The sequence below is a fragment of the Enterobacter sp. RIT637 genome, from assembly GCF_019718755.1.
Taxonomy (GTDB): domain Bacteria; phylum Pseudomonadota; class Gammaproteobacteria; order Enterobacterales; family Enterobacteriaceae; genus Enterobacter.
Genome location: NZ_JAIHAZ010000001.1, coordinates 379,429 through 400,051, shown reverse-complemented (window position 1 = coordinate 400,051; position 20,623 = coordinate 379,429). Strand labels below are relative to the sequence as shown.

The window sequence follows — 20,623 nt, the reverse complement described above, 5'->3', positions numbered from 1 at the left end:
AATGAATCACTACACACGCTGGCTTGAGTTAAAAGAAGACAATCCGGGTAAATACGCACGCGACATCGCAGGGTTAATGAACATCAGTGAAGCAGAGCTGGCCTTTGCCCGCGTGGGTTACGACGCCTGGCGACTGCACGGTGAAATCCGCGAGATTTTAGGCGCGCTGGAAGCCGTAGGCGAAACCAAGTGTATCTGCCGCAACGAATACGCCGTTCACGAGCAGGTCGGGAGCTTTACCAATCAGCACCTGAACGGCCACGCCGGGCTGGTGCTGAACCCGCGCGCGCTGGATCTGCGCCTGTTCCTCAACCAGTGGGCGAGCGTGTTTCACATCAGCGAAACCACCGCCCGCGGCGAGCGGCAGAGCATTCAGTTCTTCGACCACCAGGGCGATGCCCTGCTGAAGGTCTACGCCACGGATAACACCGAGGTTCCTGCCTGGGGCGACGTGCTGGCCCGCTTTATCTTTGCCGACAACCCGCCGCTTGAACTGAAGGCCGCCGATGCCCCGGCTCATGCTGAAAACGCGGATGCCGCGCGGGTGGACAAAGAGTGGCGCGGCATGACCGACGTTCATCAGTTCTTCAGCTTGTTGAAGCGCCATAACCTCACCCGCCAGCAGGCGTTTCGTCTGGTGGGCGACGACCTCGCCTGCAAAGTGGAGAACAGCGCGCTGGCGCAGCTGCTGGAAACGGCGCGTCAGGACGGTAACGAAATCATGGTCTTCGTCGGCAACCGCGGCTGCGTGCAGATCTTCACCGGCGTGGTGGAAAAAGTGGTACCGATGAAGGGCTGGCTGAACATCTTTAACCCCGCCTTTACGCTGCATCTGCTGGAAGATGCCGTCGCGGAGAGCTGGGTGACGCGCAAGCCGACCGCTGACGGTCACGTCACCAGCCTGGAACTGTTTGCCGCCGACGGAACGCAAATCGCCCAGCTGTACGGCCAGCGCACCGAGGGCGAGCCGGAGCAGAGCCAGTGGCGCAGCCAGATTGATGCCCTGACGCCAAAAGGGCTGGCCGCATGAAAAGCTGGTTTGCCCTGCTGAGCGCCCTGCCTCTGGTGGCGTTTGCCGCCACGCAGGAGAAAATTGTCACCCTCGGCGGCGACGTCACGGAGATCGTTTATGCCCTTGGCGCGCAGTCTTCTCTGGTCGCGCGCGACAGCACCAGCCAGTGGCCGCAGGCGGCGAACGACCTGCCTGACGTGGGCTATCTGCGCCAGCTCAATGCGGAGGGGATTTTATCCATGCGTCCCACGCTGGTGCTGGCGAGCGCTCAGGCTCAGCCCTCTCTGGCGCTGAAGCAGGTTGAGCAAAGCCGCGTCCGGGTAGTTACCGTTCCCGGCAGTAACGCCCTGAGCATGATTGACGAGAAAGTCCGGACGATTGCCGAAGCAACGCACCGGCAGGCGCGGGGAGAAATCCTCCGCAAAACGCTGCGTGCCGAGCTGGCCGCACTGCCCACGACGTCGCTGAACAAGCGGGTGCTGTTTATTCTGAACCACGGCGGGATGACCGCCATGGCTGCCGGACAGCAGACCGGTGCGGATGCCGCCATCCGTGCGGCGGGTTTACAGAACGCAATGCAGGGATTTTCCCGCTATCAGCCGCTGTCGCAGGAGGGCGTGATTGCCAGCCAGCCCGACCTGGTGGTGATTTCGCAGGAAGGCGTGCGGGCGCTGGGCGGTGAAGACAATCTGTGGACACTGCCGGGTCTGGCGCAAACGCCAGCCGGGCGGAACAGACAGGTGCTGGCGATTGATGACATGGCGCTGCTGGGCTTTAGCGTGCGAACGCCGAAAGCGATCCAGCAGCTGCGCGCCAAAGCGGAGCAACTCCCCTGATGTCCCGACGGGTTACAGTTTCGCTGTGGCTGCTGGCTGCCCTGCTCTCCCTTTTGACGTTAATGGCCACCGGCTTTGGTGCGCTGCGCCTGCCGGTCAGCCTGCTGTGGAACGGCAGCGATGAGGCGCTGCGTCAGATCTGGCTGACGATCCGTCTGCCTCGCGTGCTGCTGGCGCTGGTCATCGGCGGGTCGCTGGCGCTGGCGGGGTGTGTGATGCAGGGACTGTTTCGCAACCCCCTGGCGGATCCGGGTTTGCTCGGCATCAGCAGCGGCGCGGCGCTGGCGGTTGCGCTGTGGGTCGTTCTTCCGCTCTCGTTACCTGCCCTGGTGATGCTCTACGCCCCGATGCTGGCAGCCTTTCTCGGCGCGTTGGCCGCTACCATTGCGATCTTCCTGCTCAGCCAGCAGCGCAACAGCTCCCTGTCACGTCTGTTGCTGGTTGGCATTGCAATAAACGCCTTGTGCGGCGCGGCGATTGGTGTCCTCTCCTGGGTGAGTAACGATGCCCAGCTTCGCCAGCTTTCGCTCTGGGGAATGGGCAGCCTCGGCCAGGCGCAGTGGTCTACACTGCTGGCCGTCACCTCGCTGATGGTGCCCACCGTTCTGGTTATCTGGCGGCTGGCGAGCGCGCTCAACGTGCTGCAGCTCGGTGATGAGGAAGCGCACTACCTGGGTGTGGATGTCGCCGTCGTACAGCGGATCCTGCTGCTGTGCAGCGCCCTGCTGGTTGCTGCCGCGGTGGCGGTCAGCGGCGTGATCGGCTTTGTGGGTCTGGTGGTGCCGCATCTGATGCGCATGTGGCTGGGTGCGGATCACCGGGCCGCGATCCCCGGTTCGGTCCTCGCCGGCGCTTCGCTGCTGCTGGTTGCGGATACGGCCGCGCGAACGCTGGTCGCGCCAGCAGAAATGCCGGTCGGTTTGCTGACCAGCCTTCTTGGCGCCCCCTGGTTTCTCTGGCTTATCTTCCGTCGCGGAGGGCAACATGGCTGACCGCTATTGCGCGGAAAATATTGTTTTTCAGGCGGGACGACGCACGCTCATCAACGATATTTCGCTGTCACTGTCGCAGGGTGAACTGACGGCGTTAATTGGCCCGAACGGTGCCGGGAAATCGACGTTATTACGGCTGTTAACGGGCTATCTCAAGCCTGCCAGCGGGCATTGTCTTCTGGCGGGGAAACCCCTCAGCGCATGGCGTCCGGACGCGCTTTCCCGCCAGCGGGCGGTGATGCGACAAAACACCCAGCTGGGATTTGACTGGCCGGTGGAGGCCGTTATCGGCATGGGTCGCGCCCCGTGGACCCGCACGCCTGAAGCGGCAGTTATTCAGGAAATCATGCGGATCACCGAATGTTTACCGCTTGCCGGAAGGCAATTTGCGGCGCTTTCCGGTGGCGAACAGCAGCGTGTCCAGCTTGCGCGCGCGCTGGCGCAGCTCTGGTGCGACGGTGCTCCGCGCGGCTGGCTGTTTCTGGATGAACCCACTTCCGCGCTGGATCTCTACCATCAGCAGTATCTGCTGCGGCTGTTAAAATCGCTGACCCGTCAAAAGGATCTGCACGTCTGCGTGGTGCTGCACGATCTCAACCTGGCGGCGCTGTGGGCAGACAGGATCCTGCTGTTGCATAACGGCAGGCTGGTCGCCGAAGGCACACCGGAGGCCGTCCTGCAGGCCGATGCGCTGGCCCACTGGTATGGCGCACAGGTGCATGTGGGTCAGCATCCGGCTCACGCCGCGCCGCAGGTGTTTCTCGCCCCCTGACCCGGCTGATAAAAGTCTTTCAGCGTTTCCAGCAGGGCATGCGCCGCCTTAGAGAGCTGCGTGTGCCCTGGATGGATCACCCCAATGCACTTTTCAATCGGCGGGTTATCCAGCGGAAGACAGACCGCACCTAACGAGGCCATCTGCGCCTCGCACAGCGCGGGAACGGCGCTGCCGCCAAGACCGCTCGCAACCATTCGCCCGACCGTCACCAGCTGATGGCTTTCCAGCGCGACGTCCAGCTTTCTGCCGCTCCGGGCCAACTCCTCCTCCAGCATCAGGCGCACTGCCGAAGGCCGCTGCAGGGTGATGAAATCCAGCGTCAGCAGCTCTTCCCATGACAGGCGCTTTTTGCCCGCCAGCGAGGAATCTTTCGGCACAATGGCGACAAACCTGTCGAGGCCCAGCGGGGTAAACAGCAGGTTGTGCGTCGGTGCCGGTTCAAAGGCGATGCCCATCTCAACCCGCCCTTCCCGCACCATCTCAATCACCTGCTCGTTGATAACGTCATGCACGGTGACGTTGATCCCGGCGTGGCGATCGCGAAACGCTTTGAGCACCTCCGGTAACACATTCGCCGCAAATGACGGCATGGCCGCGACCGAGATTTTACCGCGCTGCAGGGTAAAGCACTGGTGCATCGCCTCTTCGACGTTATCCCAGTCGGCAAGCAGCTGGCGCGCCATAGGCAAAAACGTCTCTCCCTCCTGCGTCAGCGCGACTTTTCGCGTGCTCCGCTGCAGCAGCGATCCCCCCAGCGCATCCTCAAGTCCCTTAATCGTCAGACTTAAGGCTGGCTGGGAAAGATTCAGCCGTTCGCTGGCGTGCGCGAAATTCAGAGTGTGAGCTACCGCTAAAAACGCGCGTAACTGTTTGACACTCATTCTCATTTTTCATCCTGTTAACCAATTGAAAAGATTTAGTTAACAGGAAATTAATAAAAAAACCAAATGAGTGGGTCACAAATTCAAAATTAACAAATGAGTTCCTGCCCCTAATGATACCGGCACGGATAACGGGAGGGATGACGATGGCGGGACTGGATAAACGCGTCAGCAGCTATGCGCAGGCGCTGGATGGGCTGACGGACGGAATGACCTTGCTGGCGGGCGGCTTTGGCCTGTGCGGTATTCCGGAGAACCTGATTGCAGAGGTCAGACGCCGTCAGGTGAAAGATCTGACGGTGGTATCAAACAACTGCGGCGTGGATGGCTTCGGTCTCGGGCTACTGCTCGAAACGCGGCAGGTTCGCAAAGTGGTGGCCTCTTACGTCGGCGAGAACGCGCTGTTCGAGCGGCAGGTGCTGAGCGGCGAACTGGAGATTGAACTCACGCCTCAGGGCACGCTGGCGGAAAAGGTGCGCGCGGGCGGCGCGGGCATTCCGGCGTTTTACACCGCCACCGGCTACGGCACGCCCGTGGCTGCCGGCAAGGACGTGCGCCAGTTTGCGGGGAAGCACTACATCCTTGAAGAGGCCATTACTGGCGATTTTGCGCTCATCAAGGGCTGGAAAGCGGACTGGTACGGCAACGTTGTCTATCGGCACACCGCGCAAAACTTTAATCCGCTGATGGCAACGGCGGGCCGGATAACGGTCGTCGAGGTGGAAGAGATCGTTCCTCCGGGTGAGCTGCCCCCGTCGGCTATTCATACCCCGGGAATTTACGTCGACAGGCTGATTGTCGGCCAGTTTGAAAAACGCATTGAACAGCGCACGCTACGCGCGGAGGGGTGTGACGATGTTAACCCGTGAACAGATGGCCATGCGCGTCGCCCGCGAGCTGCGCGACGGTTACTACGTCAACCTGGGGATCGGCATCCCTACCCTGGTGGCGAACTACATTCCGGACGGAATGGACGTGATGCTTCAGTCGGAAAACGGGCTGTTGGGGATGGGTGCTTTTCCTGACGAGCAGAGCCTTGACGCCGACATGATCAACGCCGGTAAACAGACCGTGACCGCACGCACCGGCGCGGCCATTTTCGACTCGGCCCAGTCGTTTGCCATGATCCGCGGCGGTCATGTTGATCTGACCGTGCTGGGCGCGTTTGAAGTGGACGTCGAGGGCAATATCGCCTCGTGGATGATCCCCGGAAAGATGGTGAAGGGCATGGGCGGCGCGATGGATCTCGTGGCCGGGGCGCAGAACATCATTGTGGTGATGACCCACGCCTCGAAAAACGGTGAGTCAAAGCTGCTGCCGCGCTGCACGCTGCCGCTCACGGGCGCGGGCTGCATCCGTCGGGTTTTAACCGACCTCGCCTTGCTCGAAATTGAGAACGGCGCGTTCATCCTGCGGGAATATGCTCCCGGCGTCAGCATCGACGAAATTGCGGCTAAAACGGCCGGGAAAATGACCGTGGCGGACGACGTCCGCGAGATGCGCTTCAACTGAGGACTTACGATGAAAGAGGTCATGATTGTCGGGGCAACCCGAACCCCCATTGGCAGTTTTCGCGGATCGCTATCGTCCCTTTCAGCGGTTGAGCTGGGAGCCGTTGCGGTGCGGCACCTGCTGGAGAACAGCGGTCTTAGCGCAGAACAGGTAGATGAACTTATTTTCGGTCAGGTGCTGACGGCCGGGTGCGGACAAAACCCTGCGCGCCAGACGGCCATCACCGCCGGATTGCCCGTCAGTACGCCAGCGACAACGGTCAATCTGGTCTGCGGCGCGGGCCTAAAAGCGGTGCAGCTCGCCGCGCAGGCGATCCGCTGCGGCGACGCGAATGTGGCGATCGCTGGCGGTCAGGAGAGCATGAGCAGCGCCCCCTATCTGCTGGACGGCGCGCGGTCAGGTCTGCGTTTTGGCCATACGGGCCTGCAGGACAGCATGATTACCGACGGTCTGTGGGACGCGTTCAACGACTACCACATGGGGATCACCGCTGAAAACGTCGCCCGTGAGAATGACATTTCCCGCGAGCAGCAGGATGCCTTTGCCGCCCGGTCGCAGCACAAAGCGGCCTTTGCCATCGAAGCGGGTCGCTTTGACGACGAGATAGCGCCGGTGACGGTGCAACAGGGCAAAAAGCCGCCGTTTATCATCAGCCGTGACGAACAGCCCCGGCCAGGCACCACCGCTGAGCAGCTGGCGCAACTGCGCCCCGCTTTTTTGCAGGTGGAAGGCACGGTCACGGCCGGAAATGCGTCAACGCTCAACGACGGAGCCGCTGCGGTGCTGCTGATGAGCGGCGAAAAGGCGCGGGAGAGCGGTTTGCCGATCCTTGGGCGCATCGTGAGCTACGCCGTGACGGGCGTTGACCCGTCGGTCATGGGCATCGGTCCGGTCAGCGCCTGTCGGACGGCACTGGCGCGGGCGGGCTGGACGCTGGATGACGTGGACCTCATTGAAGCCAATGAAGCCTTTGCCGCCCAGGCGCTGGCGGTGGGCAAGCAGCTCGGCTGGGATGAGGACAAGGTGAACGTGAACGGCGGCGCTATCGCCCTGGGCCATCCGATTGGCGCCTCCGGCTGCCGCATTCTTGTGACGCTGCTGTACGAAATGCAGCGCCGTGACGTCAAAAAAGGGCTTGTCACCCTGTGCGTAGGCGGCGGGCAAGGCATCGCCCTGACCGTCGAGCGTTAAGCCTCTCGTTGGTACCCGAATAATAATTAAAGTGAGGAGTCGTAATGAGCGTGTTAATTGCCCTGGCGGCGCTGGCGCTGCTGATGCTGGCGGCCTATCGCGGATACAGCGTTATTTTGTTTGCGCCGATTGCGGCGCTCGGTGCCGTGCTGCTGACCGATCCGGGAGCTGTCGGCCCGACGTTTACCGGCCTGTTTATGGAAAAGATGGTCGGCTTTGTTAAGCTCTACTTCCCGGTTTTCCTGCTGGGGGCCGTTTTTGGCAAGCTGATTGAGCTTTCCGGTTTCTCACGCTCCATCGTCGCCGCCGCGATCCAGATCCTCGGTCGTCGCCACGCCATTCCGGTGATTGTCCTGGTGTGCGCGTTGTTAACCTACGGCGGTGTGTCGCTGTTCGTGGTGGCGTTTGCGGTTTACCCTTTCGCCGCGGAGCTGTTCCGCCAGAGCGGTATCCCCAAGCGGCTGATCCCGGCCACCGTGGCGCTGGGGGCATTCTCGTTTACCATGGACGCCCTGCCCGGCACGCCGCAGATCCAGAATATCATCCCCACCAGCTTCTTTGGCACGAACGCCTGGGCCGCGCCGTGGCTGGGGCTGATCGGCTCTCTGTTTATTATCATCTTTGGCCTGCTCTGGCTGGAGCGCCAGCGTCGTAAGGCGTTCAATAACAACGAAGGTTACGGCACGGATCTGAAAAATGAGCCTGAAACGCCGGATAACATTAACCTTCCGCACCCGCTGATTGCTATCTCCCCGCTGCTGGTGGTGGGCATACTTAACCTGCTGTTTACCCGCTGGATCCCCGGCTGGTACGGCACGACCCACGAGCTTACCCTGCCAGGCCTGGCGAAACCGATTGTGACCGAGGTGGGCAAGATCACCGCAATCTGGGCCGTGGAGGCGGCGCTGATCTCCGGTATCGTGCTGGTGTTGATTTTTGGCTTTCGCAATATCCGGGGGCGTCTGGCTGAAGGCAGCCGGACCGCGGTGAGCGGCGCCATTCTGGCGGCGATGAATACCGCCTCGGAATACGGTTTCGGCGCGGTTATCGCCGCCCTGCCCGGGTTCCTGGTGTTATCCAAAGCGCTGGCGGCTATCCCGAATCCGCTGCTGAATGAGGCCATCAGCGTGACGGTGCTTGCGGGGATCACCGGCTCGGCGTCCGGCGGGATGAGTATTGCCCTTGCCGCCATGGCCGACTCGTTTGTCGCCGCCGCCCACGCCGCCAATATCCCGCTTGAGGTGCTGCACCGCGTGGCCTCAATGGCCAGCGGCGGTATGGATACGCTGCCCCATAACGGCGCGGTGATTACCCTGCTGGCGATTACCGGCCTGAGCCATCGTCAGGCCTACGGCGGCATTTTTGCTATCACCCTCATTAAAAGTCTGGCAGTGCTTTTTGTCATTGCCGTGTTCTATCTGACCGGCATTGTGTAAGGAGAGAAAGATGAATCTGAACGGTAAAACAGCGCTGGTGACAGGCTCGACCAGCGGCATTGGACTTGGGATCGCCCGCGTACTGGCGAAGGCCGGGGCACAGCTGATCCTCAACGGTTTCGGCGACAGCGAATCAGCACGAGAAGAGATTGCGCAACTGGGCAAAAAGCCGGGCTATCACGATGCGGACCTGCGCGACGTGCTGCAAATTGAAGCCATGATGCGCTACGCCGAATCGCAGTTTGGCGGCGTGGATATTCTTGTCAACAACGCCGGGATACAGCATGTCGCCCCGGTTGACGCGTTTCCGGTGGAGAAATGGAACGACATTATCGCCATTAATCTCTCCTCGGTATTTCACACCAGCCGGCTGGCGCTGCCCGCCATGCGCGAGAAAAACTGGGGACGCATCATCAATATCGCCTCCGTTCACGGGCTGGTCGCGTCAAAAGAGAAGTCCGCCTACGTGGCCGCCAAGCATGGCGTAGTGGGCTTTACGAAATCGCTGGCGCTGGAAACCGCCCGCAGCGGTATTACCGCCAATACCATCTGCCCCGGCTGGGTACTGACGCCGCTGGTGCAGCAGCAAATTGATAAGCGCATCGCGGATGGCGTACCGCCGGAGCAGGCCCGCGAACAGCTTCTGGCGGAGAAGCAGCCTTCGGGCGAGTTTGTCATGCCGGAGCAGCTAGGTGAACTGGCGCTGTTTTTGTGCAGCGACAGCGCCGTAAATGTGCGTGGCGCTGCGTGGAATATGGACGGCGGCTGGGTTGCGCAGTGATGTGCTAGCCGGGTAAGGCGACCGACGCCGCCACCCGGCAAAACATTTAGCTTGAGCAGCTGACCTCCAGCCGCTTACCCCAGTCAGGCGGGCGGCTGACGTAGTCATCATCCCGGTCGGCAAACGGGGTGCGCAACGCCACATGCAGGCGGTGTAGCTCGTCGTACTGCCCCTGCTCTGCCTGCGCAATCGCCCGCTGCGCCAGCCAGTTGCGCAACACCATTGCGGGGTTCGCGGCCTTCATCTTCGCCTGGCGGGTTGCATCGTCCACCTGCTCCTGCTGAAGCCGTGAGCGGTAGAGCGTGAACCAGTCGTCAAACGCCTGCCTGTCGATGAACTCGTCGCGCAGCGGTGACGCCGCGCTGTTCTGCTCCGTCTGGCTCAGCATCCGGAAGGTGCGGGTGTAGTCGTTCCCTTCCCGCGCCATCAGCGCAAACAAGGTGTTGAGCAATTCGTTATCGCCCTTCTCCTGGGTCAGCAGGCCCAGCTTGTTGCGCATCAGCGCGCCATACTCCCGCAGCAGAACCTCCTGATAGCCATCGAGCGCATCATTCAGGGCATCGACGTCAATAAAAGGCGACAGGCTTTGCGCAAGGCGCTGGAGATTCCACAGCCCAACAGCAGGCTGATTATCAAAACTGTAGCGTCCCTGATAGTCTGAATGGTTACAGATGTAACCCGGCTGGTAATCATCAAGGAAGCCATACGGACCGTAATCGAAGGTGAGCCCCAGAAGGGACATGTTATCGGTATTCATAACCCCGTGTGCAAACCCGACGGTCTGCCAGCGGGCAATCATTGAGGCGGTGCGGGCGACGATATCTCGGAACCAGAGAACATACTTTTCCGCTTCGTTCTGCAGCTGCGGCCAGTGGCGGCGAATGGCATAGTCTGCAAGCTGTCGGACTTTTTCCGGCTCGCGGCGATAGTAAAAGTGTTCAAAATGACCAAAGCGCAGATGGCTTTCAGCAATGCGGACCAGCATTGCGCCCTGCTCCATCGTCTCGCGCGCAACCGGCGTGTCGCTGGTCACAATCGACAGCGCGCGCGTGGTGGGAATACCCAGCGCATGCATGGCTTCCGACGCCAGGCTTTCGCGGATCGTTGAGCGCAGCACCGCGCGTCCGTCGCCCATGCGCGAATAGGGGGTAAGACCCGCGCCTTTCAGGTGCCAGTCAACCGTCTCGCCGTTGGGAAGCTGTTGTTCACCGAGCAGGATCCCCCGGCCATCCCCCAACTGCCCCGCCCAGACGCCAAACTGATGGCCGCTGTAGACCTGAGCCAGAGGCTGCATGCCCGGTAAAAGCGTTTCGCCGCCCCAGACGCCAGCCCCTTTTTCAGGCTGGAACAGGTCAGGCGGGATCGCCAGTTCGTCAGCCAGCGGCGCGTTATGCCAGATAAGACGGGAATGGTGTAACGGTGTGGGTTTGAGTGCGGTATAGAAACCGGGCAACTCGTCATGCCAGTGTGCAGTAAAAGACAGGGTCATAGGTCCTCCTGCTTTTAGTGTAGAGGGTTTAGTGGGTCTTAAACACGGGCGAAGAGAAGGGTTATCACTGAACGAGCGTTGTCACCTGCTCTGCCGGTACGGCAGGCCAGAGACTACCCTGCATCGCGCCAAAATTAAACGTCAACACACGCTGCAACAGGCTGTGATCGTCAATCCCGGATACCATAACCGACTGGCAGTGTGGGGTGATTTGCCAGAGAATGGCTCGCATAAAGGGCTCAAAAGAAAGCGATGCAGCCCGCTGCTGGATAAAACCTTTGTCCAGTATTACGCGTTTAAACAAACCGTCATAAACCGCTTTGAGAGAGGCTGCACCTGCGCCAAAGTTTGTCAGCACTAAAGGAAAATGGATTGCCATTCTCGCCAGGTTCAGATCATCTTTTCCATTATTTAAACCTGGATAGTTCTCATTAACAGTAAACTCAAGAAAAGGGTAGCGCTCGAGTAATGAAACAGCATTTCCATTAGTTAATAAAAACTCAACTATTACAGGTGTAATATTGATCCATGCAATTAACTGATGCTGAATAAAGAACAGTTTACAGGTGTCGAGCAATTGCAGTTTCTCTTGAAACAGCGCTAACTCTTCTGCAGGTGAAAGACGCGGGATAACCAGTTCTGTAGGGATCCGCACTTCCGTGTCAACGCCAGCAAAGTTAACCACAAGCTCTAAACCTTTAAGCCCCCCGGCGCTATTACGCGCAGGCTGCAGCAAAAGTTCAGACTTGTAGTCATTATCTAGCGTAATAATCATTGCACTCGCCCCGCATTAAAGATGAGAGAGGACATCCTGGAGCAATTGACGACACAATTCCACTGTCTTGATTTTAATAAGATTAATTTCATCAGTTCCGTAATATTTTTCAGATTTATCCCTGAATCTAAATTAATCTTATCCTGGTTGCTGTGTAATAGCCAGTTTTAGATAAAACAGATACATATGGACATAAGTAATTCTTCGTAAATTTAACTTTAATCATCTTATATGATTAAAAGCGGCAGAGTTTATTAGTTACCCTGCCGCCAGCGTTGAGCAGTCAAGCAGCGACTAAATACGGCGCGCCTGCCAGAAATTTTTACGCCAGTAGACATTATCGAGCGAAGAGCGCATCACCCCACGACTGGTCGAAGCATGAATAAACTGGTTATCCGTATCATAAATGCCGACATGGAGGCCACTTTCACCCGAACCGGTTTTGAAAAAGACGAGGTCGCCAGGCAGTAACTCATCTTTGTCGATTTCCGTGCCTATTTCAGCCTGTTTGCGCGTTTCACGCGGGAGCTGCAAATCAAACTTATCGCGGAAGGTCATCAGCACAAAACCAGAACAGTCCACGCCGCCGCGGCTCATACCGCCGTAGCGATAAGGCGTGCCGCGCCAGTTGCTTAACTGATCGTTCAGGCTGGCAATCACGGTAATAGAATCCGAGAGCCGGGCGTTAGGGGGTGGCGCACGATGGCTACTGCATCCCGCAAGAAAGAGCGCTGCCACAAAGAGAAACCAGAATCGCATGTCCAGACGAATCCTCTGCTTTTTTATTCTTTTTGTAATTTAGCGTGCAAGTAGGCTACCAGGCAAGAAACGGTTACTCTTGCGCGGTAGAAATCAGCATCTTATGCCCTTCTATATCCAGCCTGCGGAACGACATATTGTACGCGCGGGCAAGATTGGGAGGCGTCAGAACCTGGTCACGCGCGCCGCTGGCAATCATTTTGCCTCGCGACAGCAGCCAGACCCTATGGGCATGACGCAGCGTATGGTTAAGGTCGTGGCTGCTCATGACGACGGCTATCCCCTGACGGGACAACCCGCTTAGCAGAGTATCCAGCGCCGCCTGCTGGGCGACATCCAGACCGCTCATCGGCTCGTCCAGAAGCAGCAAGCGTCCGTGAGGATTTCCTGCCGGATGGATCTGAAGGATAACCGCGGCCAGACGCACGCGCTGCCACTCCCCACCGGAGAGCTGGCTGGCGTGGCGGGCGAGCTTATCGTCTAACCCTAGCGCCGTCGCGACATCCGAGAGCAGCGTGGCGTGATTTTTGTCATGCAGATGCAGCATCAGATAGTGCCAGACCGGCATCGCAAACGGGGGCACCTGCTGCTGAACTAAATAGCTACGCCGGTGTGCCAGCGATAGCGGCAACCAGCTGGCGAGGTCACGCCCCTGCAGCGCGATCTCGCCCGGACCAGAGGTCAGCCCCGCCATACGTGCCAGCAGTGTGCTTTTACCGGCCCCATTTGGCCCAACGAGATGCAGGATTTCTCCTGCATTGATAGCACCGGTTACCGGCTCCAGACGTCCCTTGTCGGCAACGTCCGTGAGCTGCATCAGCAACGTCATTATTTCGCCAGCGCCAGCTTGATAGACTCCATGACGATAGGATCTTCAGGGGTCATATCCGGTGAGAAGCGCTGGACAACCTGACCGTCTCGACCAATCAGGAACTTTTCAAAATTCCACAGGATATCGTCAGGATAGAGCGGCGCACGCCCTTTGCTTGCCATGCGTTCATAGAAACCGCTGCCCTCCGGCGCTACGGCGGTCGGCGCTGCGGCCACCAGCTTCGCATACAGCGGATGGCGGTCGTCACCGTTGACATCGATCTTGCTGAACATCGGGAACGTCACGCCATAGGTGGTGCTGCAGAAGGTTTTAATCTCCTCTTCGCTGCCCGGCTCCTGGCCCAGGAACTGGTTGCACGGGAAGCCCAGCACGGTGAAACCGTCTTTCTCCCAGGCTTTTTGAATGTTCTCCAGCTGTTCGTACTGCGGCGTCAGGCCGCATTTAGACGCCACGTTGACGATGAGCAGCACGTTGCCCTTGTAGCCTTCCAGCGTGGTTTTTTCGCCGTCAATGGTGGTCACTTCGGTATTCAGAATATCAGTCTGCATAGCATTCCCTCAGGTTATCTTACGGGTAGTGATTTAACGTCCAGCTTTTAAGAGTAGCCAGATAAATACCGGCGCGCCCAGCGTAGCGGTCACTACACCAATCGGCAGTTCAGCTGCGCTAAGGGCGAGCCGGGCGATGATGTCAGCCACCAGAAGCGTTGCCGCCCCGGCAACCGCCGAGGCCGGAAGTAAAGTCCGATGGTCGGTAATACCGCACAGACGCAACATATGTGGGATAACCAGCCCGATAAAGCCAATCGCCCCCGCCAGCGCCACGCTTACCCCCACCATCCAGCCGATGGCAATCACCAGCGCATTGCGCCAGAGGCTAATCGGCATACCGAGCTGGCGAGCCGACGTTTCGCCAAGGGCGAGAATATTCAGCGGCTGTGCCTGAAAAGAGGTCCACAGTATGACCGGGATCAACAGCGCCATCAGCCAGCCCTGCCGCCAGTCGACGCCGCCGAATCCGCCCATCATCCAGTACATCAGCTGGCGTAAATCGAACGACGTGGAAAAATAGACCGCCCAGGTCATTAACGCGCTGCAGATGATCCCCAGCGCCACTCCGGCAAGCAGCAGCCGACTGGTCGACAGATGCCGTCTGGCGAAACGCAGAAGAATAATGGTTATCAGCAGGGCGCCGAGAATAGCGCTCACGCTAATGCCCCATGCTGAGAGAGCCCCGCCCCCGAGCATGACAGCCGCAATCAGCCCTACGCCAGCCCCATTCGACACGCCAAGGAGCCCTGGCTCCGCCAGCGGGTTTTCAAACAGCGCCTGCATAATGGTGCCGCACAGCGCCAGCGCGGCCCCCACCAGGATCACCGCCAGCGTGCGCGGCAGACGAATTTGCCAGACGAAAAGCTGGCCATCGGGACCTAACCAGCTTTCCGGCCCCAGCCACCTGTCGCCCGCGCACAGGCTAACGACAGCAGCCACGATGAGCAGCAGCGCAAGCAGAAGCAGGCGACGTCGATCGGAACGGTGCTGGCGATGGGCAAAATCAAGCATGGGTATGGTTTTAGTCACGTGAGATGTAATTGATTTTACGGTGGGTTTGCAGAAGAGCGCAAAGAAAAAAGGCCGCAATAGCGGCCTTTTTAGTTAGTTCATATTACTCTGCTTTAGGCGTTGCGTTTTCGACACGGCTTTTCAACTTCTGGCCGGGTCTGAAGGTCACCACGCGGCGGGCTGTAATGGGAATATCTTCCCCCGTCTTCGGGTTGCGACCCGGACGTTGGTTTTTGTCTCGCAAATCAAAATTGCCAAAACCGGAGAGTTTTACCTGCTCACCATTTTCCAGAGCACGACGGATCTCTTCGAAAAACAGCTCTACCAGCTCTTTGGCATCCCGTTTGCTAAGCCCAAGCTTATCAAACAGATATTCTGACATTTCAGCTTTTGTAAGCGCCATAGGTTCAATCCCTCAATGATGCCTGGAATCGCTCTTTTAATGCCTCTACACATCTGGCAACGGTAGCGGCAATCTCCTCTTCTTCGAGTGTACGGCTGGTATCCTGAAGGATAAGGCTAATAGCGAGGCTCTTGAAACCTTCTGCTACGCCCTTGCCGCGGTACACGTCAAATAAGTTTACGCCAACTACCTGATTTACGCCAACTTTCTTACATTCGGCCAAAATATCTGCTGCGGGCACGTTTTCAGCGACGACAACCGCGATATCACGGCGGTTCGCCGGGAAGCGTGATACGTCCTGCGCCTGAGGAATGACGCGGTCTGCGACCGGGTTCCACTCCAGCTCGAACACGATGGTACGGCCATTCAGGTCCAGCTTACGCTCCAGCTCCGGATGAACAACCCCAATGAAACCAACGCGTTTACCGTCTAAATAAATCGCCGCGCTCTGGCCTGGATGCAGGGCCGGATTCGCTTCTGCGCGGAATTCAATTTCAGATAATTTACCGGTCAAATCGAGAATGGCTTCCAGATCGCCCTTCATATCGAAGAAATCAACCGTACCTTTTGCCAGATCCCAGTGCTCTTCATAGCGGTTACCACTGATGGCCCCCGCCAGCATGAGATCCTGACGGATGCCTAAATTCGCCTGAGTATCCGGTACAAAGCGCAATCCACTTTCGAAAATGCGCACGCGGTTTTGCTGACGATTCTGGTTGTACACGATGGTGCCGAGCAGGCCCGTCCACAGAGACAGACGCATCGCGGACATCTCGCTGGAGATTGGGCTTGGCAGGATCAGCGCCTCCTGGCCCGGGTGGATCAGCTGCTGCAGCTTAGGATCCACAAAGCTGTAGGTGATCACTTCCTGGTAGCCTTTGTCGTTCAGCATGGTTTTCACACGCTTCAGGGACAGATCGGCTTCACGGTGGGTACCCATCACCAGACCTGCCTGGACAGGCTCGTCAGGGATGTTGTTGTAGCCGTATACGCGGGCCACTTCTTCCACCAGATCTTCTTCGATTTCCATGTCGAAACGCCATGATGGCGCAACGGCTTTCCACTCGTCCTGGCCTTCGGTCACTTCACAGCCCAGACGCGTCAGGATGTCGGTGACCTGCGCATCGGCAACGTGGTGGCCGATCAGGCGGTCCAGCTTGCTGCGGCGCAGGGTAATGGTGGCACGCTTCGGCAGGGTCGCTTCGTTGGTGACGTCGATAACCGGGCCCGCTTCGCCGCCGCAGATGTCGATCAGCAGGCGGGTCGCGCGTTCCATCGCTTTGTACTGCAGCGCCGGGTCAACGCCGCGCTCGTAGCGGTGGGAGGCATCGGTATGCAGACCGTGGCGACGTGCGCGGCCGGTGATGGAGAGCGGGCTGAAGAACGCGCATTCCAGCAGAACGTTTTGTGTTTCATCGTTTACGCCAGAGTGTTCGCCACCGAAGATACCGCCCATTGCCAGCGCTTTGCTGTGGTCAGCAATCACCAGAGTATCGGCGTTCAGCTTCGCTTCGCTGCCGTCCAGCAGAACCAGGGTTTCGCCCTCTTTCGCCATGCGCACAACAATGCCGCCGTCGATACGATCTTTATCGAACGCGTGCATCGGCTGGCCCAGCTCCAGCAGAACGTAGTTGGTTACGTCAACAACCGCATCGATTGAGCGGATACCGCAGCGTCGCAGCTTCTCTTTCATCCACAGCGGGGTTGGCGCTTTCACGTTGATGCCTTTCACCACGCGACCGAGGTAGCGCGGGCAAGCATCCGCAGCGTCAACCTGAATAGGCAGCACATCGCTGATGGTCGCTTCAACCGGAGCGATCTCCGGCGCGTTCAGCTCGGTCTGGTTCAGCACGGCCACGTCGCGCGCAACGCCGATGATACCTAAGCAGTCGGCACGGTTCGGCGTGACGCTGATTTCAATGGTGTTATCATCAAGCTTCAAGTATTCGCGGATATCGGTGCCAATCGGCGCATCCAGCGGCAGCTCAATGATGCCGTTGTGATCGTCGGAAATACCCAGCTCGGAGAAGGAGCACAGCATGCCTTCAGACGGCTCGCCGCGCAGCTTAGCTGCTTTAATTTTGAAATCGCCCGGCAGTACCGCACCGACGGTCGCCACGGCCACTTTCAGGCCCTGACGGCAGTTTGGCGCGCCGCAGACGATATCCAGCAGACGGTCACCGCCCACGTTCACTTTTGTCACGCGCAGTTTGTCAGCGTTAGGGTGCTGGCCGCACTCGACCACTTCGCCAACCACTACGCCATTGAAGGCACCGGATACCGGCTCAACGCCGTCCACTTCCAGACCCGCCATGGTGATCTGGTTAGAAAGCGCGTCGCTGTCCAGCGTGGTGTTCACCAACTCGCGTAACCACAGTTCACTGAATTTCATTGTTCTGTCCTGCCCTTATTTAAACTGTTTGAGGAAACGCAGATCGTTTTCGAAGAATGCACGTAAGTCGGTCACGCCGTAACGCAGCATGGTCAGGCGCTCCATGCCCATGCCGAAGGCAAAGCCGGAGTAAACTTCCGGATCGATACCCACGTTGCGCAGCACGTTTGGATGCACCATGCCGCAGCCCAGCACTTCCAGCCATTTGCCGTTTTTACCCATCACGTCAACTTCCGCAGACGGTTCGGTGAACGGGAAGTAGGACGGACGGAAACGAACCTGCAGATCTTCCTCAAAGAAGTTGTTCAGGAAATCGTGCAGCGTGCCCTTCAGGTTGGTGAAGCTGATATTTTTATCAACAATCAGACCTTCCATCTGGTGGAACATTGGGGTGTGGGTCTGATCGTAGTCGTTACGATAGACGCGGCCCGGCGCGATAATACGGATTGGCGGCGCCTGATCCTTCATGGTACGGATCTGAACGCCGGAGGTCTGAGTACGCAGCAGACGCGTAGCGTCGAACCAGAAAGTGTCGTGGTCAGCGCGTGCCGGATGATGGCCAGGAATATTCAGTGCGTCGAAGTTATGGTAATCATCTTCGATTTCCGGGCCAGTCGCCACGGTAAAGCCGAGCTCACCGAAGAAACTTTCAATGCGATCGATGGTGCGGGTAACCGGATGCAGACCACCGTTTTCGATACGGCGACCCGGCAGAGAAACGTCGATGGTTTCCGCCGCCAGACGCGCATTCAGCACCGCGCTTTCCAGCTCGGCTTTGCGCGCGTTCAGCGCCTGCTGTACCTGCTCTTTGGCTTCGTTAATCACCGCACCCGCTGCCGGGCGTTCCTCAGGCGGCAGTTCACGCAGGGTAGTCATTTGAAGGGTCAAGTGCCCTTTCTTGCCCAGATATTCGACGCGGACATTGTCTAACGCGGCAACATCTGAGGCCTGGTTAATGGCGGCCGTTGCACTGGCAACCAGCTCTGCGAGATGTGACATGGTTTTCCTCATTATGTCGGTGCAGACACCGATTTGGTGGACTTATTCTCTCGAATTTAGACACAAAAAAAGCCTCCATCGGGAGGCTTATCTGGCGCTGTTTTTCGTTTCATCTTTCACGCGCTAGCCTCCTGAATTCAGGTGCTAAAGTAAAAGAAGAAGCGGAAAATAGCAGCATTCATGCTTGCGTTACCTTGTGTGGTAAAAACCGTGAAGACCTTATTGAAAAGCCTGGACGGATAAATGTCAATCTTCTGATGATGTTAAAACAAAAGAGGGAGCAAAGCTCCCTCTCTCAACTGGCTTATGCCAGTGCTGCTTTCGCTTTTTCGACCAGAGCGGTGAACGCTACTTTGTCGAATACTGCGATGTCAGCCAGGATCTTACGGTCGATTTCAACAGAGGCTTTTTTCAGGCCGTTGATGAATTTGCTGTAAGAAATACCGTTCTGACGTGCTGCTGCGTTGATACGCGCAATCCACAGTTGACGGAACTGACGCTTACGCTGACGACGGTCACGGTAAGCGTACTGACCTGCTTTGATAACAGCCTGGAAGGCAACGCGGTAAACGCGTGAACGCGCACCGTAGTAGCCTTTAGCTTGTTTCAAAATTTTCTTGTGACGTGCACGTGCAATTACACCACGTTTTACGCGAGCCATATGTGCTCTCCTGTATCTATATTCTTAGTAAAAAAATTAAACGTTAACGGCTTATGCGTACGGCAGGCACGCGATAACCAGACCCAGATCGCCTTTAGAAACAAGGCCTTTTGGACGCAGGTGACGTTTACGCTTAGTAGATTTTTTGGTCAGAATATGACGCAGGTTTGCGTGCTTACGCTTAAATCCACCACCACCGGTTTTTTTGAAGCGCTTAGCAGCACCGCGTACGGTCTTAATTTTTGGCATCTTAATAACTTCCACTTCGCATTGTTAAATAAACGAAACATAGGCGAACAAAACCTATGAAACCCGAAGGCTCCACAGATTTTGCTGCTTGAAGGCCTTACTGTTTCTTCTTAGGAGCGAGCACCATGATCATCTGGCGGCCTTCGATCTTCGTAGGGAAGGATTCGACTACTGCCAGTTCACTCAGATCGTCACGGACGCGGTTAAGCACTTCCATACCAATCTGTTGGTGGGCCATCTCACGACCGCGGAAACGCAGTGTGATCTTGGCCTTATCGCCATCTTCCAGAAAGCGAATCAGGCTGCGGAGTTTTACCTGATAATCGCCATCGTCGGTACCAGGACGGAATTTGATTTCCTTAACCTGGATAACTTTTTGCTTCTTCTTCTGTTCCTTAGAAGACTTACTCTTTTCATAAAGGAACTTGCCGTAGTCCATGATACGACAAACTGGCGGTTCGGCGTTAGGGCTGATTTCAACTAAATCTACTCCAGCTTCTTCAGCTTTTTCGATCGCTTCTCTCAGACTCACAATCCCCAGTGGTTCACCTTCAAGATCTGTTAAGCGAACTTCCTGGGCGCGAATCTCGCCATTGATACGATTCGGACGTGCCGTTTGAACTCGTTTTCCGCCTTTAATACCTTATTCCTCCAGTTGTTGAAGACTGCGGCTGCGAATCTCTTGTTGCAGCTTCTCAATCACTTCACTTACGTCCAGGCTCCCCAGGTCTTTACCACGGCGGGTGCGAACGGCAACTTTGCCTGCTTCCACCTCTTTATCACCACAGACCAACATATACGGGACACGACGTAAAGTGTGCTCGCGGATTTTAAAGCCAATCTTCTCATTTCTCAAGTCTGCTTTTACGCGAATGCCCGCATTTTGTAGTTTCTGCGTCAATTCTTTAACGTAATCCGCCTGAGAATCGGTAATGTTCATCACCACGACCTGCACTGGCGCAAGCCAGGTTGGGAAGAAGCCAGCGAACTCTTCGGTCAGGATGCCGATGAAGCGCTCCAGAGAACCGAGAATTGCACGGTGAATCATTACCGGAACCTGTCGCTCGTTGTCTTCGCCAACATAAG

Annotated in this window: 24 protein-coding genes and 1 other annotated feature; of the genes, 9 read left to right on the top strand and 15 right to left on the bottom strand. The window is 57.6% G+C overall.

Annotation, left to right across the window (positions count from 1 at the left end):
- The first annotated feature begins 1 nt into the window (after position 1).
- Genes chuS through K5E19_RS01930 form a run of 4 tightly spaced genes read left to right on the top strand, consistent with a single transcriptional unit; the run spans position 2 to position 3,612 of the window.
- Complete coding sequence (chuS, locus tag K5E19_RS01945) at positions 2–1,030, top strand: hemin-degrading factor (RefSeq protein ID WP_221549751.1); 1,029 nt, start codon at positions 2–4, stop codon at positions 1,028–1,030.
- The gene (locus tag K5E19_RS01940; RefSeq protein ID WP_221549750.1) at positions 1,027–1,848 is read left to right on the top strand and encodes a hemin ABC transporter substrate-binding protein; all 822 of its coding nucleotides are present in this window, start codon (positions 1,027–1,029) and stop codon (positions 1,846–1,848) included. The genes chuS and K5E19_RS01940 overlap by 4 nt, the downstream gene beginning before the upstream one ends.
- Complete coding sequence (locus tag K5E19_RS01935) at positions 1,848–2,840, top strand: iron ABC transporter permease (RefSeq protein ID WP_221549749.1); 993 nt, start codon at positions 1,848–1,850, stop codon at positions 2,838–2,840. Before K5E19_RS01940 ends, K5E19_RS01935 begins: the two co-directional genes overlap by 1 nt.
- Positions 2,833–3,612: a heme ABC transporter ATP-binding protein gene (locus K5E19_RS01930; protein ID WP_221549748.1), complete on the top strand. Its 780-nt coding sequence runs from the start codon at positions 2,833–2,835 to the stop codon at positions 3,610–3,612. Before K5E19_RS01935 ends, K5E19_RS01930 begins: the two co-directional genes overlap by 8 nt.
- Here K5E19_RS01930 and K5E19_RS01925 read toward each other — a convergent pair.
- Positions 3,579–4,502 (bottom strand): LysR family transcriptional regulator, encoded by a 924-nt coding sequence (locus K5E19_RS01925; protein WP_221549747.1) that lies wholly within the window; start codon positions 4,500–4,502, stop codon positions 3,579–3,581. The two genes, K5E19_RS01930 and K5E19_RS01925, sit on opposite strands and share 34 nt — an antisense overlap.
- Positions 4,503–4,642: 140 nt before the next feature.
- Here K5E19_RS01925 and K5E19_RS01920 point away from each other — a divergent pair, with 140 nt between their 5' ends.
- The 5 genes from K5E19_RS01920 to K5E19_RS01900 are packed head-to-tail and all read left to right on the top strand — an operon-like array spanning position 4,643 to position 9,416.
- Positions 4,643–5,365, top strand: coding sequence for a CoA transferase subunit A (locus K5E19_RS01920; protein ID WP_221549746.1), 723 nt, complete (start codon positions 4,643–4,645; stop codon positions 5,363–5,365).
- Positions 5,352–6,008 carry a CoA transferase subunit B gene (locus K5E19_RS01915; protein ID WP_221549745.1) on the top strand — a complete coding sequence of 219 codons (657 nt, stop codon included), beginning with the start codon at positions 5,352–5,354 and terminating at the stop codon, positions 6,006–6,008. Before K5E19_RS01920 ends, K5E19_RS01915 begins: the two co-directional genes overlap by 14 nt.
- A gap of 9 nt (positions 6,009–6,017) precedes the next feature.
- Positions 6,018–7,199 carry an acetyl-CoA C-acetyltransferase gene (locus K5E19_RS01910; protein WP_221549744.1) on the top strand — a complete coding sequence of 394 codons (1,182 nt, stop codon included), beginning with the start codon at positions 6,018–6,020 and terminating at the stop codon, positions 7,197–7,199.
- Between the two features lie 44 nt (positions 7,200–7,243).
- Entirely contained in the window at positions 7,244–8,635 is a 1,392-nt protein-coding gene (locus K5E19_RS01905; protein WP_058840782.1) for a GntP family permease, read from the top strand.
- Between the two features lie 10 nt (positions 8,636–8,645).
- Positions 8,646–9,416 carry a 3-hydroxybutyrate dehydrogenase gene (locus K5E19_RS01900; protein WP_221549743.1) on the top strand — a complete coding sequence of 257 codons (771 nt, stop codon included), beginning with the start codon at positions 8,646–8,648 and terminating at the stop codon, positions 9,414–9,416.
- A 46-nt stretch (positions 9,417–9,462) separates the two neighbouring features.
- Here K5E19_RS01900 and selO read toward each other — a convergent pair whose 3' ends face one another.
- From selO to K5E19_RS01830, 14 genes are all read right to left on the bottom strand, one after another.
- Complete coding sequence (gene selO, locus K5E19_RS01895) at positions 9,463–10,905, bottom strand: protein adenylyltransferase SelO (RefSeq protein ID WP_221549742.1); 1,443 nt, start codon at positions 10,903–10,905, stop codon at positions 9,463–9,465.
- Between the two features lie 64 nt (positions 10,906–10,969).
- Entirely contained in the window at positions 10,970–11,680 is a 711-nt protein-coding gene (locus K5E19_RS01890; protein ID WP_221549741.1) for an EAL domain-containing protein, read from the bottom strand.
- Positions 11,681–11,974: 294 nt separating this feature from the next.
- Complete coding sequence (locus tag K5E19_RS01885; RefSeq protein ID WP_108416813.1) at positions 11,975–12,439, bottom strand: C40 family peptidase; 465 nt, start codon at positions 12,437–12,439, stop codon at positions 11,975–11,977.
- Between the two features lie 73 nt (positions 12,440–12,512).
- On the bottom strand, positions 12,513–13,268 hold the full coding sequence (gene btuD / locus K5E19_RS01880) for a vitamin B12 ABC transporter ATP-binding protein BtuD (protein ID WP_221549740.1): 756 nt from the start codon (positions 13,266–13,268) through the stop codon (positions 12,513–12,515).
- Entirely contained in the window at positions 13,268–13,819 is a 552-nt protein-coding gene (locus K5E19_RS01875; protein ID WP_221549739.1) for a glutathione peroxidase, read from the bottom strand. Before K5E19_RS01875 ends, btuD begins: the two co-directional genes overlap by 1 nt.
- Before the next feature lie 33 nt (positions 13,820–13,852).
- On the bottom strand, positions 13,853–14,833 hold the full coding sequence (gene btuC, locus K5E19_RS01870; protein WP_221549738.1) for a vitamin B12 ABC transporter permease BtuC: 981 nt from the start codon (positions 14,831–14,833) through the stop codon (positions 13,853–13,855).
- Between the two features lie 103 nt (positions 14,834–14,936).
- Positions 14,937–15,236 carry an integration host factor subunit alpha gene (gene ihfA, locus K5E19_RS01865; protein ID WP_003857805.1) on the bottom strand — a complete coding sequence of 100 codons (300 nt, stop codon included), beginning with the start codon at positions 15,234–15,236 and terminating at the stop codon, positions 14,937–14,939.
- 4 nt (positions 15,237–15,240) lie between these two features.
- Entirely contained in the window at positions 15,241–17,628 is a 2,388-nt protein-coding gene (pheT, locus tag K5E19_RS01860; RefSeq protein ID WP_221549737.1) for a phenylalanine--tRNA ligase subunit beta, read from the bottom strand.
- Positions 17,629–17,643: 15 nt separating this feature from the next.
- Positions 17,644–18,627 (bottom strand): phenylalanine--tRNA ligase subunit alpha, encoded by a 984-nt coding sequence (gene pheS, locus K5E19_RS01855; protein ID WP_021241084.1) that lies wholly within the window; start codon positions 18,625–18,627, stop codon positions 17,644–17,646.
- 62 nt (positions 18,628–18,689) lie between these two features.
- Positions 18,690–18,814: a sequence feature (Phe leader region), on the bottom strand.
- A complete protein-coding gene (gene pheM / locus K5E19_RS01850; RefSeq protein ID WP_001386830.1) occupies positions 18,765–18,809 on the bottom strand; it encodes a pheST operon leader peptide PheM in 45 nt (14 codons plus the stop codon). Its footprint overlaps the feature before it by 45 nt.
- 117 nt (positions 18,815–18,931) lie before the next feature.
- Positions 18,932–19,288, bottom strand: a complete 357-nt coding sequence (rplT, locus tag K5E19_RS01845) for a 50S ribosomal protein L20 (RefSeq protein ID WP_000124850.1) — start codon at positions 19,286–19,288, stop codon at positions 18,932–18,934.
- Positions 19,289–19,339: 51 nt separating this feature from the next.
- Positions 19,340–19,537 (bottom strand): 50S ribosomal protein L35, encoded by a 198-nt coding sequence (gene rpmI / locus K5E19_RS01840; RefSeq protein WP_003030583.1) that lies wholly within the window; start codon positions 19,535–19,537, stop codon positions 19,340–19,342.
- A 97-nt stretch (positions 19,538–19,634) separates the two neighbouring features.
- A complete protein-coding gene (gene infC / locus K5E19_RS01835) occupies positions 19,635–20,177 on the bottom strand; it encodes a translation initiation factor IF-3 (protein WP_014069901.1) in 543 nt (180 codons plus the stop codon).
- Between the two features lie 3 nt (positions 20,178–20,180).
- On the bottom strand, positions 20,181–20,623 hold a 443-nt coding region (locus tag K5E19_RS01830; RefSeq protein ID WP_260411585.1), incomplete at its 5' end, for a His/Gly/Thr/Pro-type tRNA ligase C-terminal domain-containing protein.

What these genes read in the sequence shown, in the direction of transcription:
- pheS (WP_021241084.1), bottom strand. Translation starts at nt 18,627, where the DNA reads ATGTCACATCTCGCAGAGCTGGTTGCCAGTGCAACGGCCGCCATTAAC.
- K5E19_RS01935 (WP_221549749.1), top strand. Translation starts at nt 1,848, where the DNA reads ATGTCCCGACGGGTTACAGTTTCGCTGTGGCTGCTGGCTGCCCTGCTC.
- btuD (WP_221549740.1), bottom strand. Translation starts at nt 13,268, where the DNA reads ATGACGTTGCTGATGCAGCTCACGGACGTTGCCGACAAGGGACGTCTG.
- rplT (WP_000124850.1), bottom strand. Translation starts at nt 19,288, where the DNA reads ATGGCTCGCGTAAAACGTGGTGTAATTGCACGTGCACGTCACAAGAAA.
- K5E19_RS01925 (WP_221549747.1), bottom strand. Translation starts at nt 4,502, where the DNA reads ATGAGAATGAGTGTCAAACAGTTACGCGCGTTTTTAGCGGTAGCTCAC.
- ihfA (WP_003857805.1), bottom strand. Translation starts at nt 15,236, where the DNA reads ATGGCGCTTACAAAAGCTGAAATGTCAGAATATCTGTTTGATAAGCTT.
- rpmI (WP_003030583.1), bottom strand. Translation starts at nt 19,537, where the DNA reads ATGCCAAAAATTAAGACCGTACGCGGTGCTGCTAAGCGCTTCAAAAAA.
- K5E19_RS01875 (WP_221549739.1), bottom strand. Translation starts at nt 13,819, where the DNA reads ATGCAGACTGATATTCTGAATACCGAAGTGACCACCATTGACGGCGAA.
- K5E19_RS01890 (WP_221549741.1), bottom strand. Translation starts at nt 11,680, where the DNA reads ATGATTATTACGCTAGATAATGACTACAAGTCTGAACTTTTGCTGCAG.
- K5E19_RS01885 (WP_108416813.1), bottom strand. Translation starts at nt 12,439, where the DNA reads ATGCGATTCTGGTTTCTCTTTGTGGCAGCGCTCTTTCTTGCGGGATGC.
- K5E19_RS01910 (WP_221549744.1), top strand. Translation starts at nt 6,018, where the DNA reads ATGAAAGAGGTCATGATTGTCGGGGCAACCCGAACCCCCATTGGCAGT.
- btuC (WP_221549738.1), bottom strand. Translation starts at nt 14,833, where the DNA reads ATGCTTGATTTTGCCCATCGCCAGCACCGTTCCGATCGACGTCGCCTG.
- selO (WP_221549742.1), bottom strand. Translation starts at nt 10,905, where the DNA reads ATGACCCTGTCTTTTACTGCACACTGGCATGACGAGTTGCCCGGTTTC.
- K5E19_RS01900 (WP_221549743.1), top strand. Translation starts at nt 8,646, where the DNA reads ATGAATCTGAACGGTAAAACAGCGCTGGTGACAGGCTCGACCAGCGGC.
- K5E19_RS01920 (WP_221549746.1), top strand. Translation starts at nt 4,643, where the DNA reads ATGGCGGGACTGGATAAACGCGTCAGCAGCTATGCGCAGGCGCTGGAT.
- pheT (WP_221549737.1), bottom strand. Translation starts at nt 17,628, where the DNA reads ATGAAATTCAGTGAACTGTGGTTACGCGAGTTGGTGAACACCACGCTG.
- K5E19_RS01905 (WP_058840782.1), top strand. Translation starts at nt 7,244, where the DNA reads ATGAGCGTGTTAATTGCCCTGGCGGCGCTGGCGCTGCTGATGCTGGCG.
- K5E19_RS01930 (WP_221549748.1), top strand. Translation starts at nt 2,833, where the DNA reads ATGGCTGACCGCTATTGCGCGGAAAATATTGTTTTTCAGGCGGGACGA.
- K5E19_RS01915 (WP_221549745.1), top strand. Translation starts at nt 5,352, where the DNA reads ATGTTAACCCGTGAACAGATGGCCATGCGCGTCGCCCGCGAGCTGCGC.
- chuS (WP_221549751.1), top strand. Translation starts at nt 2, where the DNA reads ATGAATCACTACACACGCTGGCTTGAGTTAAAAGAAGACAATCCGGGT.
- K5E19_RS01940 (WP_221549750.1), top strand. Translation starts at nt 1,027, where the DNA reads ATGAAAAGCTGGTTTGCCCTGCTGAGCGCCCTGCCTCTGGTGGCGTTT.